Origin of the sequence: Streptomyces sp. P3, from assembly GCF_003032475.1 — a bacterium.
Classification (GTDB): domain Bacteria; phylum Actinomycetota; class Actinomycetes; order Streptomycetales; family Streptomycetaceae; genus Streptomyces.
Genome location: NZ_CP028369.1, coordinates 6,703,900 through 6,720,289 on the forward strand (window position 1 = coordinate 6,703,900; position 16,390 = coordinate 6,720,289).

At 73.3% G+C, this 16,390-nt stretch carries 14 protein-coding genes; 4 read left to right on the forward strand and 10 right to left on the reverse strand.

Annotated elements, in window-relative coordinates; all coding sequences use genetic code 11:
- Positions 1 to 73 precede the first annotated feature (73 nt).
- The 3 genes from C6376_RS29395 to C6376_RS29405 all read right to left on the reverse strand — a co-directional run bounded on the left by C6376_RS29395 (position 74) and on the right by C6376_RS29405 (position 3,125).
- The gene (locus tag C6376_RS29395; RefSeq protein WP_107446174.1) at positions 74 to 1,360 is read right to left on the reverse strand and encodes an HRDC domain-containing protein; all 1,287 of its coding nucleotides are present in this window, start codon (positions 1,358 to 1,360) and stop codon (positions 74 to 76) included.
- A gap of 191 nt (positions 1,361 to 1,551) precedes the next feature.
- Positions 1,552 to 2,211, reverse strand: a complete 660-nt coding sequence (locus C6376_RS29400) for a response regulator transcription factor (RefSeq protein ID WP_107446175.1) — start codon at positions 2,209 to 2,211, stop codon at positions 1,552 to 1,554.
- Between the two features lie 245 nt (positions 2,212 to 2,456).
- Entirely contained in the window at positions 2,457 to 3,125 is a 669-nt protein-coding gene (locus C6376_RS29405) for a DUF3000 domain-containing protein (protein ID WP_107446176.1), read from the reverse strand.
- A gap of 184 nt (positions 3,126 to 3,309) precedes the next feature.
- On the opposite strand from C6376_RS29405, the gene hemE reads away from it, so the two are divergent.
- A complete protein-coding gene (gene hemE / locus C6376_RS29410; RefSeq protein WP_107446177.1) occupies positions 3,310 to 4,377 on the forward strand; it encodes a uroporphyrinogen decarboxylase in 1,068 nt (355 codons plus the stop codon).
- On the opposite strand, the gene C6376_RS29415 is transcribed toward hemE, so the two are convergent.
- Entirely contained in the window at positions 4,378 to 5,190 is an 813-nt protein-coding gene (locus tag C6376_RS29415) for a rhomboid family intramembrane serine protease (RefSeq protein WP_107446178.1), read from the reverse strand.
- Positions 5,191 to 5,315: 125 nt separating this feature from the next.
- On the opposite strand from C6376_RS29415, the gene C6376_RS29420 reads away from it, so the two are divergent.
- Positions 5,316 to 5,585 carry a hypothetical protein gene (locus C6376_RS29420; RefSeq protein WP_107446179.1) on the forward strand — a complete coding sequence of 90 codons (270 nt, stop codon included), beginning with the start codon at positions 5,316 to 5,318 and terminating at the stop codon, positions 5,583 to 5,585.
- Between the two features lie 252 nt (positions 5,586 to 5,837).
- Here C6376_RS29420 and C6376_RS29425 read toward each other — a convergent pair whose 3' ends face one another.
- On the reverse strand, positions 5,838 to 7,220 hold the full coding sequence (locus tag C6376_RS29425) for an FAD-dependent oxidoreductase (RefSeq protein ID WP_107446180.1): 1,383 nt from the start codon (positions 7,218 to 7,220) through the stop codon (positions 5,838 to 5,840).
- A gap of 27 nt (positions 7,221 to 7,247) precedes the next feature.
- Complete coding sequence (locus C6376_RS29430; protein ID WP_107446181.1) at positions 7,248 to 8,330, reverse strand: DUF4349 domain-containing protein; 1,083 nt, start codon at positions 8,328 to 8,330, stop codon at positions 7,248 to 7,250.
- Positions 8,331 to 8,502: 172 nt separating this feature from the next.
- Between C6376_RS29430 and hemG the strand changes: the two genes are divergently transcribed.
- Both hemG and hemQ read left to right on the forward strand, forming a co-directional pair.
- Positions 8,503 to 9,960, forward strand: coding sequence for a protoporphyrinogen oxidase (gene hemG, locus C6376_RS29435; RefSeq protein ID WP_107446182.1), 1,458 nt, complete (start codon positions 8,503 to 8,505; stop codon positions 9,958 to 9,960).
- 5 nt (positions 9,961 to 9,965) lie between these two features.
- Positions 9,966 to 10,697, forward strand: coding sequence for a hydrogen peroxide-dependent heme synthase (gene hemQ, locus C6376_RS29440; RefSeq protein ID WP_107446183.1), 732 nt, complete (start codon positions 9,966 to 9,968; stop codon positions 10,695 to 10,697).
- A gap of 85 nt (positions 10,698 to 10,782) precedes the next feature.
- Here hemQ and C6376_RS29445 read toward each other — a convergent pair whose 3' ends face one another.
- The 4 genes from C6376_RS29445 to C6376_RS29460 form a co-directional block, all read right to left on the reverse strand.
- Positions 10,783 to 12,369, reverse strand: coding sequence for an alpha/beta hydrolase (locus C6376_RS29445; protein WP_107446184.1), 1,587 nt, complete (start codon positions 12,367 to 12,369; stop codon positions 10,783 to 10,785).
- 298 nt (positions 12,370 to 12,667) lie between these two features.
- On the reverse strand, positions 12,668 to 13,444 hold the full coding sequence (locus tag C6376_RS29450; RefSeq protein ID WP_107446185.1) for a DUF4142 domain-containing protein: 777 nt from the start codon (positions 13,442 to 13,444) through the stop codon (positions 12,668 to 12,670).
- 313 nt (positions 13,445 to 13,757) lie between these two features.
- The gene (locus tag C6376_RS29455) at positions 13,758 to 15,389 is read right to left on the reverse strand and encodes a DUF692 domain-containing protein (protein WP_107446186.1); all 1,632 of its coding nucleotides are present in this window, start codon (positions 15,387 to 15,389) and stop codon (positions 13,758 to 13,760) included.
- 293 nt (positions 15,390 to 15,682) lie between these two features.
- Positions 15,683 to 16,384 carry a peptidyl-tRNA hydrolase gene (locus C6376_RS29460; RefSeq protein ID WP_107446187.1) on the reverse strand — a complete coding sequence of 234 codons (702 nt, stop codon included), beginning with the start codon at positions 16,382 to 16,384 and terminating at the stop codon, positions 15,683 to 15,685.
- Positions 16,385 to 16,390 lie beyond the last annotated feature (6 nt).

The following is a 16,390-nucleotide window of genomic DNA, read 5'->3' on the forward strand; positions in this document are numbered from 1 at the left end:
CGGCATGACGGGCAGACAGGACGGCCGTACCGGCCGCCGCGCGAGCGCCGTGCCGCCCACGGCGCCGCCGCGGCTACTCGCCCTTGTCCGACAGTGCCGCGGCCAGCACCGGCGCGACCTGCTCCACCTGCCAGGGGCGCGCCCCGTACCCGGCCAGCGCCGCAGTCACCGCCTCCGGGTCGGCCGCCGGGGGCTCCCAGCAGACCCGCCGCACCGCGTCCGGCGCGATGAGGTTCTCCTGCGGCATGTTCAGCTCCTCGGCCAGCGCCGAGACCGCCGACCTCGCCGCACTGAGCCGCGCGGCGGCCGCGGGGTCCTTGTCGGCCCAGGCGCGCGGCGGCGGCGGCCCCGTCACCGGCTGTCCCGGCTGGGGGAGCTGCGACTCGCTCAGCGCCTTCGCCCGGTCGACCGCCGCCTGCCACTGCTCGAGCTGCCGCCGCCCCATCCGGTGCCCGAAACCGGTCAGCGCGGCCAGCGCGTGGGCGTTCGCCGGAAGGGCGAGCGCGGCCTCCACGATGGCCGCGTCCGACAGCACCTTGCCCGGCGACACGTCGCGCCGGCGGGCGATCCGGTCCCGTGCCTCCCACAGCTCCCGCACCACGCCCAGCTGCCGCCGCCGACGCACCTTGTGCATGCCGGACGTACGCCGCCAGGGGTCCTTGCGGGGCTCGGGCGGCGGGGCGGAGGCGATCGCGTGGAACTCCTGGTGGGCCCAGTCGAGCTTGCCCTGCCGGTCCAGCTCCTTCTCCAGCGCGTCGCGCAGGTCGACCAGGAGCTCCACGTCGAGGGCCGCGTAGCGCAGCCAGGGCTCGGGCAGCGGCCGGGTCGACCAGTCCACCGCGGAGTGACCCTTCTCCAGGACGTAGCCCAGTACGCCCTCCACCATCGCGCCGAGGCCGACCCGCGGGAACCCGGCGAGCCGTCCGGCCAGCTCGGTGTCGAACAGCCGCGTCGGCACCATGCCTATCTCGCGCAGGCACGGCAGGTCCTGGGTGGCGGCGTGCAGCACCCATTCCGCGTCGGACAGCGCCGCGCCGAGCACGGAGAGGTCGGGACAGGCCACCGGGTCGATCAGCGCGCTGCCGGCGCCCTCGCGGCGCAGCTGCACCAGATAGGCGCGCTGTCCGTAGCGGTAGCCGGAGGCGCGTTCGGCGTCGACGGCGACCGGGCCGGAGCCCGCGGCGAAGGCGGCGACGGCCGCGGCGAGGGAGGCCTCGTCGGCGATCACGGGAGGGATGCCCTCGCGCGGCTCGAGCAGAGGTGTCGGCGCCCCGGAAGCAGTGGATCCGCCTTCGTCCGGAGGGGCGCCTCCGGTGGTTCGCAGTGAACTGGCTGCTGCGGTTTCTTGGGCGTCGGTCACCTGTCAAGGGTATCCGTGTATCGACGCCGCCCGCCGACGGAACGTTCCGTCGGCGGGCGGCGCAGGGTCGTAAACCGGTCAGGCGGGGGAACGGCGGGGAGGTGACGTGAGGGGCCGGTGAGGACGGGGCGACGCTCCTTGCGGTCCCGGGGATCCGGGGGGAGTCCGGGACGCCGGGGCCGGGCAGGGGATCAGTGGATGATGCCGGTACGCAGGGCCACCGCGACCATGCCGGCGCGGTCGCCCGTGCCGAGCTTTCGGGCGATGCGGGCGAGGTGGCTCTTGACGGTCAGCGCGGACAGGCCCATCGAGACGCCGATGGCCTTGTTCGACTGACCCTCCGCGACCAGCCGCAGCACCTCGACCTCACGGCCGGAGAGCTCGCGGTAGCCGCCCGGGTGGCTCGGGGCACCCGGGGGGCGGCGGTGCAGACGGGCGGCCGAGCCCATGGGGGCGGCGCCGGGACGGCCGGGCAGGCCGAGGTTGGTGCGCGTGCCGGTGACCACGTAGCCCTTGACGCCGCCGGCGAGGGCGTTGCGCACCGCGCCGATGTCGTCGGCGGCGGAGAGGGCGAGCCCGTTGGGCCAGCCCGCGGCGCGGGTCTCCGACAGCAGGGTGAGGCCGGAGCCGTCGGGCAGGTGGACGTCGGCGACGCAGATGTCGCGGGGGTTGCCGATGCGGGGACGAGCCTCCGCGACGGACGAGGCCTCGATGACGTCGCGCACACCGAGCGCCCACAGGTGACGGGTGACGGTGGAGCGGACGCGCGGGTCGGCCACGACCACCATGGCGGTGGGCTTGTTCGGGCGGTAGGCGACCAGGCTTGCGGGCTGCTCGAGGAGAACGGACACCAGGCCTCCTGGATGGGGGACGGGAGCCGGTTCGTGGGGGGCTCGTGGGGAGGGAAGCCGGGACGAACCGTGCTTTCAAGGTCACAGTCGTCTTCGGCAGCGGGCCCGGGGTCCTTTAGAAAATGATCACGATCTAGTGAGTAACAATCCGTGCAATTCGGACATGCGATCGATCATCCGAAGATCGAGTCGGTTTAAGTGGGTGTCAGACGGGATCGAAAATGGCCGTATCGACAAAGAGATGGTCAACGTGACTGCGGCCCCCGGCGCTGCGGCAGGGTCACCACGGACGCGTCGCCGGGTCCGGCCGGCGGCAGCCCGGCCACCTGTGCCAGCAGATCGCACCAGGACGACAGGTGCGCCCCGGTGTCCGGGACTCCGCCCAGGCCCTCGCGAGGCGTCCAGGACGCCCGAATCTCGATCTGCGAGGCCGCCGGACGCTCGGCCAGCCCCCCGAAGTAGTGCGAACTCGCGCGCGTGACGGTCCCGCTCGGCTCCCCGTACGTCAGCCCACGCGCCTGGAGCGCGCCGGTCAGCCACGACCAGCACACCTCGGGCAGCAGCGGGTCGGCGGCCATCTCCGGCTCCAGTTCCGCCCGCACGAGGGTCACCAGGCGGAACGTTCCGCGCCAGGCGTCGTGCCCGGCCGGATCGTGCAGCAGCACCAGGCGGCCGTCGGCCAGGTCCTGCTCGCCGTCCACCACCGTCGCCTCCAGCGCGTGGGCGAACGGGGCGAGCCGCTTCGGCGCCGGCGTCTGCTCGACCTCGATCTGCGGCCGCAGCCGGGCCGCTCTCAGCCCGTCGACGGCGGACCGGAACGGCAACGGAGCCGACCTGCCCCCGTCCCGGTCCCCCTCGTTCGCGTCATCCATCCCGCCAGCGTCGTCCGACAGTCGTCCCTGAGCCGCAGCCATGCGGGGAAGATTAAGGGGAACGGGGGCTTCGCGCAGGGCAAGACACCCGCGCGGGGCCTGCGGACGGGTGCGCGCTGGGCGAACAGGCGCACGGACCGCGCACGCCCGGGACGCGTCCGCACGCGGCGACCGGACGAAGAGGGGGCGGCCGCACGGCCTCCGGCCTCGTGCGAGACTTGCCGTCGTGAGTGCGAACGAGAGCCCGGCGGGCCGGCAGCCGACAGCGACCTACGACAGCGCCTTCATGAAGGCGTGCAGGCGTGAGCCCGTTCCGCACACGCCCGTGTGGTTCATGCGGCAGGCCGGACGCTCGCTGCCGGAGTACCGCAAGGTCCGCGAGGGCGTCCCGATGCTGGAGTCCTGCATGCGGCCCGAGCTGGTCACGGAGATCACCCTCCAGCCCGTGCGCCGGCACGACGTGGACGCGGCGATCTACTTCAGCGACATCGTGGTCCCCCTCAAGGCCATCGGCATCGACCTCGACATCAAGCCCGGCGTCGGCCCGGTCGTCGAACGCCCGATCCGCACCCGCGCCGACCTCGCCCGGCTGCGCGACCTCACCCCCGAGGACGTCTCCTACGTCACCGAGGCCGTCGGACTGCTCACGGCCGAGCTCGGCGCCACCCCGCTGATCGGTTTCGCGGGCGCCCCTTTCACCCTCGCGAGCTACCTCGTCGAGGGCGGGCCGTCGCGCACGTACGAGAACGCCAAGGCGATGATGTACGGCGACCCCGCACTCTGGGCCGATCTGCTGGACCGTCTCGCCGAGATCACGGCGGCCTTCCTCAAGGTGCAGATCGAGGCCGGGGCGAGCGCCGTCCAGCTCTTCGACTCCTGGGCGGGCGCGCTCGCCCCGGAGGACTACCGCCGCTCCGTGCTGCCCGCCTCCGCGAAGGTGTTCCGCGCGGTCGAGGGCTACGGCGTCCCGCGCATCCACTTCGGCGTGGGCACCGGTGAGCTGCTGCGGCTCATGGGCGAGGCCGGCGCGGACGTCGTCGGTGTCGACTGGCGCGTCCCGCTCGACGAGGCCGCCCGTCGGGTCGGCCCCGGCAAGGCGCTCCAGGGCAACCTCGACCCGACGGTCCTGTTCGCCGGCGCCGAGGCCGTCGAGGTCAAGGCCCGCGAGGTCCTGGACGCGGCCGCCGGACTCGAGGGCCATGTCTTCAACCTCGGCCACGGCGTCATGCCCGCCACCGACCCGGACGCGCTGACCCGTCTTGTCGAGTACGTCCACACGCGGACGGCCCGCTGATCACCAGGTGTGCCGGGGACGCGCCCGCCTGCCGAACAGCAGGCCGCGCGGCTCCGGCGGCGCCGGCGTGCCGGGCTTGAGCGGCCAGCCGAGCAGCATCCCCGCGAGGAAGCCGACCACGTGCGCCGCGTACGCCACGGTCCCGGCGCCCGAGACGCCCTCGCCCGAGGAGTACACCGCCTGCAGCGCGAACCAGAAGCCCAGTACCAGCCAGGCGGGCAGACGCAGCGGCAGAAACACCAGGAACGGCACGAGAACCCACACCCGGGCCTTCGGATACAGCACCAGGTAGGCGCCCAGCACGCCCGCGATCGCACCCGACGCGCCGATCAGCGGATCGGTGGAGTCGGAGTTGACCAGGGCGAAACCGTACGAGGCGGCATAGCCGCACACGAGGTAGAAGACCGCGAAGCGGACATGCCCCATGCGGTCCTCGATGTTGTTGCCGAAAATCAGCAGAAACAGCATGTTGCCCAGCAGATGCAACCAGCCGCCGTGCAGGAACATCGCCGTGAGCACGCTCAGCGCCGGGGACTTGGTGTAGTCCGGCGGGCCCAGCTGGCAGGATGCGCCCCGCACCTCGCCGGTGGGGACGAGCTGCGGAAACCGATGGTCGATCAACTCGCGCGGCACGGCCGCCCAGTGTTCGAGGAAGGCGTGCAGATGGCACGTCTGGGCCAGGCCGCTGTCGCCCGCCACGGAACCGGACAGGCCCGGCATGAACCAGAACACGAGGACGTTCGCGGCGATCAGCGCGTACGTCACCACCGGGGTGCGGCGCACGGGGTTCACGTCATGCACGGGGATGACCACAAGGAAGTTGTGCCCCCGATCCGTTCGGCGAATCGGTGAACGCCGCTTCCCGGCAGTGCGTATGAACCGGCAACCGCTCGCGGCACGAAGGAAGGCGGGTCGCGGGGACGACGTGAGGAACAGCGATGAACGACCGAGTTACCCCCGCGATGCACGCCACGCCCGACGGCGAGGCGGAGATCTCGCTGGTGATCCGGCTGCCCTGGGAGGACGTGGCACGACTCGGCCAGGAGGCCGGGCGGCTCGCTTCGCAGATGCAGCGGCCGGTGACGCTGGACGAGGCGGTCAGCAACCGGCTGCGGTCGCGACCCGCTTCGGCGGCGCACGCGAAGCCGGCGGAGCAGCACCCGGCCGCGGCGGTCTCCGCGCTGCCGCGCCTGAGCGGAACGGCCTGAGGAGCCGACCTGAGGCAACCGTCGGGGACGCGCTGAGCGCAACCGTTCGCGACCCACTGGGCGCAACGGGGTGCGACGAGGTCTCGCGACGGAACGGCTCGCGACGGAGCGCAACCGCTCCGTCGCGAGACCCGCTGAACCGCTGGAGAAGCTGAAACCGCTTGAGAAAAGATGCGCGCAAGCGCACCGGCGGGGCCGGTCGCGCTCACCACGGGGCGCGTCCGGGGCGGCGCGGCTCAGCCCCGCGCCGCCCTACCCCCGCCCGCTGCCGTGCACCTTCGCCGTGGCCTTCCTGGCAGCCACCAGCACCGGGTCCCACACCGGGCTGAACGGCGGCGCGTAGCCCAGGTCGAGGGACGTCATCTGCTCCACCGTCATCCCGGCGGTCAGCGCCACCGCCGCGACGTCGACCCGCTTGGCCGCGCCCTCCCGCCCGACGATCTGGACGCCCAGCAGACGGCCCGTCCTGCGCTCGGCGAGCATCTTGACCGTCATCGGGGAGGCACCGGGGTAGTAACCGGCCCGGCTGGTCGACTCGACGGTGACCGTCTCGAAGCGCAGGCCCGCCCTGTGCGCGTCCTTCTCGCGCAGCCCGGTCCGGGCGATCTCCAGTTCGCAGACCTTGCTGACGGCGGTGCCGACCACACCCGGAAACGTGGCGTAACCGCCTGCGACATTGGCGCCGATGACCTGCCCGTGCTTGTTGGCGTGGGTGCCCAGGGCGATGTGGCGCTCCTGGCCCGAGACCAGGTCGAGGACCTCGACGCAGTCGCCGCCGGCCCAGATCTCCTCGTGGCCGCGCACCCGCATCGCCAGGTCGGTGAGCAGTCCGCCGTGCCCGCCCACCGGCAGACCGGCGGCCTGCGCGAGCGCCGTCTCCGGCCGGACGCCGATGCCCAGGACCACCACGTCCGCCGGGTACTCGGCGTCCTCGGTGCGCACCGCCCGGACCCGGCCGTCCCGCGTCGTGCACACCTCGGTCACCTCGGCGTCGTTCACCATGGCGATGCCCATTGCCTCCATCGCCACGTGCACCAGCCGGCCCATGTCCGGGTCGAGGGTCGACATCGGCTCGCTGCCCCGGTTGACGACCGTCACCTCGTAACCGCGGTTGATGAGCGCCTCGGCCATCTCCACTCCGATGTAGCCGGCCCCCACGACCACGGCCCGTCGTCCCCGCGCGCGGGACAGCGTGTCGATCAGCGCCTGACCGTCGTCCAGGGTCTGCACCCCGTGCACACCGGCCGCGTCCGCACCGGGCAGGTCCGGCCGGACCGGGCGGGCCCCGGTCGCGACGACGAGCTTGTCGTACGACGTCCAGGACCACGCCCCGGAATCCACCGCACGCGCGCGTACCCGCCGTCCGGCCACGTCGATCTCGGTGACCTCGGTGCGCAGCCGCAGATCGATCCCGCGCGCGCGGTGCTCCTTCGGGGTGCGGGCGACGAGATCGTCCCGCCCGGCGACGTCGCCGCCCACCCAGTAGGGGATGCCGCACGCCGAGTAGGACGTGAAGTGCCCGCGTTCGAAGGCCACGATCTCCAGCTCCTCGGGCCCCTTCAGACGGCGGGCCCGGGACGCCGCGGACATGCCCGCGGCGTCCCCGCCGATCACGACCAGTCGCTCGATGCTCATACGAACACGCTACGGGGGACGCGCAGTTCAGTCCTGTCCGGGCTCGCCCGCCGTGGCCTCGCTCCGCCCGGCCCCGGCCTCCCCGCTCCCCGCCGGTCCACTCCCGGTCCGCGCGGCGCCCACCTGGCCGGCCCCGGACTGCGCGGCCCCGGACTGGCCCGGGACGCCCAGCTGCGCCCAGGTCGCCTCTGCGGCCCGGCGGCGCGGCCGCACCAGCCGCAGCCACACCAGCAGGAGCAGCAGACCCGCCGCGAGGAACGGCAGCGTCGCGCCGAACGCCACGGCGATCCAGCGCAGCACCGTCACGAACGCGCCCCAGCCGCCCGTCACCGCGTCAACGAAGCCCGGGTCGTCGTCCTCGACGGCCTCCACGGCCGGCTTCTCCGCCAGGGTCAAAGTGATGGTCGCAAGGCTCGTGCGGTCCTTGAGGGAGGCCTGCTGCGCGAGCAGCGCCTCCAGCGCCGCCTCACGGTTGCTCAGTTCGCCCTCCAGGGCGACCACGTCGCTCAGCTTGACGGCCCGGTCCATCAGCTCACGGACCCGGGCGACGCTGACCCGCTGCGAGGCGATCCGGCTCTCGACGTCGACGACCTGGTCGGTCACGTCCTGGGCCTTCGCCGTGCGCTCCAGCAGCTTGCCCGCGCCCTGGAGGCCGGCGAGCACGTCGTCGTACTTCTCGACGGGGATCCGCAGCACCACACGGGTCCGCTCGGCGTCGTCCTCGTCCCGGACGGTCGTCTCGTCGCCCACATAGCCGCCGGCGTTCTCGGTGGTCGTCCGCGCCTCGTCGAGGGCCTTGGAGACGTCCTTGACCTGCACGGTCAGGGTGGCGGTGCGGATGATGCGGTTCGCGGCGGGCCGGGGAGCCGCGGTGGCCTTCGAGCCGCTCGCACCCGCTCCCTCCTTCGCGTCAGCGTCCGACGGGGCGCCCGTCTCCCGGGCGGCCGCGTCACCGGCGGCGGCCTTGTCGGACGCGGTGCTCCCGCTGTCGTCCGCGCCGCTGCTGCAGCCGGTGAGCACGAGGCCCGCGGCCAGCAGAAGGCCGGCCAGGGCGTGGGCGGGCCGTGCGGAACGGCGCGCGGGGCGTCCTGAGGATCGTCGTGTGCGCATGCGGGTGTCCCCCCGAGGGTGTGAACGGCTGATGACTGACCACTGACGCCTCTTCGACGCCCGGACGGCCCCGAACGTTGGCGTCGGCCGGTTCCGAAGAGGTCACGGTCGGGACGCGAGGAGGACACCGGGGGCCGGCGGCGCTGTCGGCGGGGTCTGAGAGAGTGGAGTCATGAGCGCAACGGGTACGGGCAGGGGTCAACACGTCGTCGTCGTGGGAGCCGGCATCGCCGGACTGGCCGCGGCCCACCGGCTGCTCGGGCGCGGGGCCCGGGTCACCGTACTGGAGGCGTCGGACCGGGTCGGCGGCAAACTGCTGCCCGGCGAGATCGCGGGCGTGCGCGTGGACCTCGGCGCTGAGTCGATGCTGGCGCGCCGTCCCGAGGCGGTCGCCCTCGCGCGCGAGGCCGGCCTCGCCGAGCGTCTGCAGCCACCGGCCACCGCCTCCGCCTCGATCTGGACCCGCGGCGCCCTGCGCCCCATGCCCAGGGGCCACGTCATGGGCGTCCCCGGCACGGGCGACGCCCTGTCCGGCGTCCTGTCCGAGGAGGGCGTCGCCCGGATCGAGCGCGACGCCGGCCTGCCCCCCACACCGCTCGGGGAGGACGTGGCGGTCGGTGAGTACGTGGCCGCCCGTTTGGGCCGTGAGGTCGTCGATCGTCTCGTCGAACCGCTGCTGGGCGGGGTGTACGCCGGAGACGCCTACCGGATCTCGATGCGCTCGGCCGTCCCGCAGCTCTTCCAGGCGGCGCGCGCGCACACCTCCCTGACGGAGGCCGTCCGCGAGATCCAGGCCAAGGCCGCCGCGAACCAGCAGACCGGGCCGGTCTTCCTGGGGATCGAGGGCGGCGTGGGTTGCCTGCCGCTCGCGGTCGCCGCCTCCGTCGAGGCGCGCGGCGGAGAGATCCACACGCGCGTACCGGTGAGCGGGCTGCGCCGCGACGCAGCGGGCGGTTGGCGCGTCACCGCCGGGGAGCGGGTGCTCCACGCCGACGCCGTGATCGTCGCCGTCCCGGCACCGGCCGCCGCCGCGCTGCTGGCCGCCGAGGCCCCCGGTGCCGCGGCCGAGCTGCGCACGGTGGAGTACGCCTCCATGGCGCTGATCACGCTGGCCTACCGGCGCGCCGGGACCACCCTGCCCGAAGGCAGCGGCTTCCTCGTCCCGCCCGTCGACGGACACGCCATCAAGGCGTCCACGTTCGCCTCCCAGAAGTGGGGCTGGATCGCCGACGAGGACCCGGGCACGATCGTGCTGCGCACCTCGGTGGGGCGGTACGGCGAGACGGAGATCCTCGACCGCGAGGACGCCGACCTCGTCGCGGTGTCCCGCCACGACCTGCGCGAGGCCGTCGGCCTGGCCGCCGCGCCCGTCGAAACCCGCGTCACCCGCTGGACGGGCGGCCTGCCCCAGTACCCGGTCGGCCACCACGCGCGCGTGGCCCGCATCCGCGAGCACGTCGCGAAACTCCCCGGCCTCGCGGTGTGCGGCGCGCAGTACGACGGTGTGGGCATCCCGGCCTGCATCGCGAGCGCGTACGCCGCGGCCGACCAGCTCGGCGGCGATCTCGGCGCGGTACGGGACCTCGCGGCCGCCCCGGTGCAGAGTCTGCACGGCGGAGCGGGAGAATGAGAACCATGAGTGACGACGCCTCCACCACCGAGCCCGGCAGGATCCCCAACAAGGGCAAGCTGGCCAAGGACCTCAACGAGGTCATCCGTTACACCCTGTGGTCCGTCTTCAGGCTGAAGGACGCGCTGCCCGAGGACCGCGCGGGCCTCGCCGACGAGGTGCAGGAGCTGTTCGACCAGCTCGCGGCCAAGGACGTGACGATCCGCGGCACGTACGACCTGTCCGGTCTGCGCGCCGACGCCGACCTCATGATCTGGTGGCACGCCGAGACCGCCGACCAGCTCCAGGAGGCGTACAACCTCTTCCGCCGCACGAAACTGGGCCGCGCACTCGAGCCGGTCTGGTCGAACATGGCGCTGCACCGCCCCGCCGAGTTCAACCGCTCGCACATCCCGGCGTTCCTCGCCGACGAGACGGCCCGCGACTACGTGAGCGTCTACCCCTTCGTGCGCTCCTACGACTGGTACCTGCTGCCCGACGAGGACCGCCGCCGCATGCTCGCCGACCACGGCAAGATGGCCCGCGGCTATCCGGACGTCCGCGCCAACACGGTCGCCTCGTTCTCGCTCGGCGACTACGAGTGGATCCTGGCCTTCGAGGCCGACGAGCTGCACCGCATCGTCGACCTCATGCGTCACCTGCGTGCCTCGGAGGCCCGTATGCACGTCCGCGAGGAGGTCCCGTTCTACACGGGCCGCCGCAAGTCCGTGGCGGATCTCGTCGCCGGGCTGGCCTGACGCCCCGGGGCGGGAGCGCATCGACAGGCGGCGGGGCCGCGTGGGAGCGACCAGCCCCACGCGGCCCCGCCGCCTGTCCGGCGCCCTACCGCGACGCGAGCGGTTTCGGCTCCGCGTGCGCCGCGCAGGCGGAGCGCCGGGCCGGGAGACGTCCCTCCAGCAGATACGCCTCGAGATGCCCGTTGACGCAGCGGTTCGGACCGCCCGCGATGCCGTGGGTGCCGGCGTCCCGCTCCGTCACCAGCACCGACCCCGACAGGCGGCGGTGCATCTCCAGCGCACCGTCATAGGGCGCGGCGGCGTCCCGCTCGGCGGCCAGGATCAGCGTCGGCGCCAGCTCGCCCGGCCCCGTCCGCACGTCGAGCGGCCGCTGCCGTGGCGCCGGCCAGTACGCGCAGGGCAGGTTCGCCCACACGTTGTCCCAGGTCTCGAACGGCGCGACCCGCGCGAGGCGCGTGTTGTCGCGGTCCCACACCTTCCAGTCCGTCGGCCACGACGCGTCGTTGCACTCCACGGCCGTGTACACGGCGTTCGCGTTCTCCGCCTCCGCCGCGGCCCCCCGCACCGGAGCGGCCTGCGCGATCAGCTGCTTCGGATCGCCCTTCAGGTACTCCGACAGCGCCTGCGCACGAGCGGGCCAGTAGTCGTCGTAGTACCCGGCCTGCAGGAACGCGCCCTGGAGCTGGCTCGGCCCGACCGTCCCGCCGGCCGGCTCCGCGGCGAGCCGGGCCCGCGCCCGCTCGTAGCTGGACAGCACCTCCTGCGCGGTGGCGCCGAGGCCGTACACGTCGTCGTGCGCGGCGATCCATTCGCGGAAGTCCGTCCAGCGGCTCTCGAACGCCATCGACTGGTCGAGGTTGTTGCGGTACCAGATCTGCGCCGGGTCCGGGTTCACGGCCGCGTCGAACACCATGCGCCGCACGTGGGAGGGGAACAGGGTCGCGTAGACCGCCCCGAAGTAGGTTCCGTACGACGCGCCCATGAACGTCAGCCGTTCCTCGCCCAGCGCGGCCCGCAGCACGTCCAGATCGCGGGCGTTGTTGAGCGAGTTGTAGTGCCGCAGCGCGCCGCCCGCCCGCTTCGCGCAGCCCTGCGCGTACGCCTTGGCCTGCGCGATGCGCTCCCGCTTGTACGACTCCGAGGGATGCGTCGGCGCGGGGGAGGGGCCCTTGAAGAAGCGCTTGGGGTCCTGGCAGGACAGGGGCCCCGAGCGGCCGACCCCGCGCGGGTCGTAGCCGACGAGGTCGTAGGCCGCCCCGATGCGCTTCCACTCCGGCAGGAGCCCGGTCAGCGGGAAGTACAGCCCCGAGCCGCCGGGACCGCCCGGGTTGAACACCAGGGCGCCCTGCCGGGGCACCCGATGTTTGCTGTTGTGCGGGTCTCGGCGGGTGGCCTGCACCAGGCTGACGGTCAGTTTGATCTGCTTGCCGTCCGGACGGGCGTAGTCGAGCGGTACGGCGACCGTGCCGCACTTCATGGCGGCGGGCAGTTCCTCCGCCTCGGCGCAGGCCCCGAAGGCGACGCCCTTCGCCGCGGCCCGCGCGGCGGCGAGCGCCACACCGGACGCCGGGGAACGCCCGGCGGCCGCGCCCGGGACGCCGCCCGCCGGGACGGCGGAGAGGGCGGTCAGCAGCAGGGCTCCTGCAGCCGAGTGGAGGGCGGCGGCTCTCATCGGGGTCCCTTCGATGCACGGCGGCGACAGAAGGGATGTTTGGTGCGGTGGTGGGGGAAGGCAAGCACCGGTGACGGGTGTCGTCGCCAATGCCCCTTGTGCGCCCCCGGCTGGTGCAGCACGCCCCCCACCTGGAGGGCACCCGCTCACGCGGAGTCAGGTACCTGGCCGGGCTCGGGTGTCGTCCGCGTCGGGCGGGCGCGGTAGGTGATGTTCCGTTACCGGGGTGCGGGGGTGCGGGGGTGCGGGGGTGCGGGGGTGCGGGGGTGGTGGGTGTGGGGCGCGGGCGTCGGCGGGCTCAGCCGACGGGCGGCGGACTGGCCGCGGCCGGCGGGAGCGGGTAGGTGGGGTCCGGCGACGCGGTGAGCGGTACGACCGGTCCGGGGTCGGTCGTCGGGCCCGGCGGGGCGGGTGAGCGGTCCAGAGGCGGCTTGACGTCGGCAGCCATGTCCCGGGCGAGGGCGTCGAAGTCGACGTACCCGGTGGCCTCCAGAACCTTGATGTGGTCCAGCACGGTGGTGTTGGCGTCGTCGGCGAGCGCCCGGACCAGGGAGTTGCGGGTGCTCGCCCGTACCTGGGCGACGACGGAGAACACCCGGCCGTGCGCGAGGCGCAGGATGTTGGCGAACTCCCAGTCGTACTGGCGGCCCTGGGCCGAGGTCAGCTGACTCAGCCAGCCCTGTTGCTGGTCGTTGGGTTCGTTCGGCAGCGACAGGCCCAGCTGGGAGGCGACGACGCGGACCCGATCGTCCAGGAAGGCGTGTCCCTCGACGAGGTGCCTGCCCGCCGCGCGCACCGCCTCGGTGGTGCCCTTCGTCTCCGCCTGGCGGCCGGCGGGCAACTCCCACAGTCCCGCCAGCCGGACCTTGGCGACGAACTCCCGGTCCAGCGCGGACAGCGGTCCGTACTGTGTCGACACGGTCTGCGCGTTGAGCACGTCCACACCGGAGTCCGCGCGGTCGGCGTACGACCAGATCGGGAAGACCAGCGCTGCGAGAGTGGCGGCCAGGCACGTGATGATGAGCCCGGTGCCGCTGAAGATGCCTCTGCCCTGGACCGGGGGTCGCGGTCGCATGGTGCCTCCTGCTCGCGGCACTGCACGCAAGTGCACTTCGGTAGCGGAACTGGATGTTCTGGAATGTTACTGCGCCGGTTGTGTGCAGTTCGGCTCACCGGTGAACAGTATGATTCCGTGCATATCAGGCGAAACCGAAGGTGTGAGGGGGTGGTGAAAGTGGGGGAAACGGGCGGTAAACGGTTGATGGATGCGTCGAGCAGCGGATGGTGTTAACCCCGGCACACTCCGGGCGTTCGCCCGCACGCCGCGGACAGGCGGGCGGCCCGAGCGGTCCGCGGTCTTGGCGTTATTGGCGGGCTTGGACGCCGTGTCATCGGCGGATCAGTGACCGTCCCACCTGCCCGAGCCCGAGCCCGAGCCCGAGCCCGAGCCGCGAGCTCCGGCGGGGAACGGGGCCCGAGCGATCGAGCCACCAGCGGCGCAACTCACGGCGGGCCCGTCCCTCCACGGGGCGGCCCTCCCCGAGGAGCTGTGCGGCGAAGTCGAGGGCGTCCTGCCGGTAACCGGCGTGCATCGGGTGGCCCGCCGCGTAGGCGACGAAAGCCGCTCGGTAACCGCTTCCCAGTATCTGCGGCAGCTCCGGCGCCACCTTCGCCACCACGTCGGCCCGCTTCGCTGCCAGCGCCCGGGCCTGGACGCCGAGTCGCACCCGGTCGAAACCTTCAGGAACCGGTGTCCCGGCGACGAGCGCGGACAACAGGGCCGTCTGGGCGAGGCCGAGACGCTGACGGATCGCCTCACCGGGAGGGGTCCGCTCCGGCCTGCGGGCGACGACGCCTGCGGCAGCACCGTCCGCAACTGCAACGTCTTCGCAAGCGGTTGCAGCCCCTGCGGCGACGGCAATGTCTGCCCAAGCGGTTGCAGCCCCTGCGGCGACGGCAATGTCTGCGCAAGCGGTTGCAGCCCCTGCGGTAACGGCAACTTTTGCATAAGCGGTTGTAGTCATGATTGCGGCGCCGGCTCCCGTTGCAGCCCCGGCCGCAACGGCGATTTCCGCGCAAGCGGTTGCCGTGCCCGCTCCCTCTGCAGCCCCGGCCGCGGTCCGAGCCGGCACGGGGATCCGCGTGGCCGCGGGCAGGACGTCCGCGTCGGTGGTCACGGTTGCTCCGCGACGGGCAGAGCCGAGCTCCACGGCCTCCCGGATCACGCCCAACTCCCTCTCCAGTTCGGCTGGTTGGGGAAAATTGTCGTCCCGCTCCAACAGAACTCCCGGCGGCGACACCCGGGACGCGAGCTCGGTCAGGACGTCGAGGACCGGGCGGGGCACCGGGTGGGCGTGGCTGTCGTGCCAGACACCGTCCCGCTCGAAGCCGCCCGCGACATGAACGTAGGCGAGGGCCTCCAACGGCAGCCCGGAGAGCGCCTCGACGGGGTCCTCACCCCGGTTGACGTGGTTGGTGTGCAGGTTGGCCACATCGACGAGCAGGCGCACACCGGTGCGGTCGGCCAGCTCGTACAGAAACTGTCCCTCGGTCATCTCCTCGCCGGGCCACGCCACGAGCGCGGCGATGTTCTCGACGGCCAGCGGGACGGGCAGCTGCTCCTGCGCGATGCGCACGTTCTCGCACAGCACGTCGAGCGCGTCCCGGGTGCGCGGCACGGGCAGCAGATGCCCGGCTTCCAGCCGTGCGGACGCCGTCAGCGGGCCGCCCGCGCGGACGAACGCGATGTGCTCGGTGACCAGCGGCGAGCCGAGGGCCTCGGCCCGTTCGGCGAGTGCGGTCAGCCGGCCCGCGTCGGGGCGCTCCGCGTCGCCGAGCCCGAGCGATACGCCGTGCGGGATCACGGTGACCCCGCGCTCGCGCAGCCGCAGCAGCGAGTCCGGCAGGTGGCCGGGACACAGGTTCTCGGCGACGGCCTCGACCCAGTCGATGCCCTGCATGCGCTCCACGGCGTCCGCGATCTCCGGCCGCCAGCCGATCCCCGTTCCCAGTCGCACCATGGTTCCCCGTCTCCTTCGTCCCCCTGCACGGTGACGGTGGTATGACCCCGCAGTCCGCCCCCGAACCGCACCCCGCCCGGCTTCAGAGCAACATTTGAGGTTCCGCACGGCACGACGGGCAGGACCGGCGGTACGGGAGAAGCCGGGACAGGACGGTTGGAGTCGGGCTCGAGGAGACCGGCGACCGCCGCGGGGCCGGGAGGCCGCGAGGGCGTGCCGGGGTGCGGGGGTGCGACGCGACAGGGGGCCGAGATGCGACGAGGGGACCGCGGGGGAGCGTGTGCCGCGAGGGATCAGCGGGCGCGCAGGGCCGGATGGTCCGCGACGACCGTGCAGCTGCCCGGCGCGATCTCGGTGAACCCCGCGTCCCGCACCAGCGGCAGTCCACTCGCCGTCAGTTCACGCCAGCGCTGCGGCGGTGCGGTCCGCACGGCGAGCGGAAAGCCCGCCTCGCGCCACGCGGCCCGCTGCGCGTCCGACAGCTCCCACCAGGCGAGCTGCGCGCCGTGTCCGGCCTGGGCCATCGCCTTCCCCGCCGACATGTCCACCTCAGGGCTCATCCACAGCACGACCGTCCCCGGCTCCACGGCGCCGGGCGGTTCCGGGTCGTCGAGATCGGTCCCGGAGACCTGGAGCTTCGCCAGCTCCTTGGGCCAGCCGTCCAGCGGCACGGGAGGGAACACCCGTACCTCCGCCGACTTCCCCGTGACGGTGATGCCCGGCAGCTCCGCCGCCCGCCGCCACTCCGCCCCCCGGGCCCGCCGCACCACCTTGCGGATGCGGGCGTCCTGCCAGTCCCGCATGACCTGCGCCCACTCGCCGTCCGCGACGGACCGCTCGTCCCCCAGCATCACGAGCACGGCACGGGCGGCGGTCTCCAGGGCGTCGACGCGCGCGGGGGGAGCGGACTTCTCCACCCGCACGACGAGCGGCAGCACGAACTGCGGTGCCCGGTCACGGGGGTTCGGCTCGGTCTGGAAGGGGCTCTCACTCACCCGCGC

Excerpts from the sequence above, each read along its gene's own strand:
- C6376_RS29420 (WP_107446179.1), top strand. The coding sequence starts at position 5,316 with ATGAACGACCGAGTTACCCCCGCGATGCACGCCACGCCCGACGGCGAG.
- C6376_RS29405 (WP_107446176.1), bottom strand. The coding sequence starts at position 3,125 with ATGGCTGCGGCTCAGGGACGACTGTCGGACGACGCTGGCGGGATGGAT.
- C6376_RS29450 (WP_107446185.1), bottom strand. The coding sequence starts at position 13,444 with ATGCGACCGCGACCCCCGGTCCAGGGCAGAGGCATCTTCAGCGGCACC.
- C6376_RS29430 (WP_107446181.1), bottom strand. The coding sequence starts at position 8,330 with ATGCGCACACGACGATCCTCAGGACGCCCCGCGCGCCGTTCCGCACGG.
- hemG (WP_107446182.1), top strand. The coding sequence starts at position 8,503 with ATGAGCGCAACGGGTACGGGCAGGGGTCAACACGTCGTCGTCGTGGGA.
- C6376_RS29445 (WP_107446184.1), bottom strand. The coding sequence starts at position 12,369 with ATGAGAGCCGCCGCCCTCCACTCGGCTGCAGGAGCCCTGCTGCTGACC.
- hemQ (WP_107446183.1), top strand. The coding sequence starts at position 9,966 with ATGAGTGACGACGCCTCCACCACCGAGCCCGGCAGGATCCCCAACAAG.
- C6376_RS29425 (WP_107446180.1), bottom strand. The coding sequence starts at position 7,220 with ATGAGCATCGAGCGACTGGTCGTGATCGGCGGGGACGCCGCGGGCATG.
- C6376_RS29455 (WP_107446186.1), bottom strand. The coding sequence starts at position 15,389 with ATGGTGCGACTGGGAACGGGGATCGGCTGGCGGCCGGAGATCGCGGAC.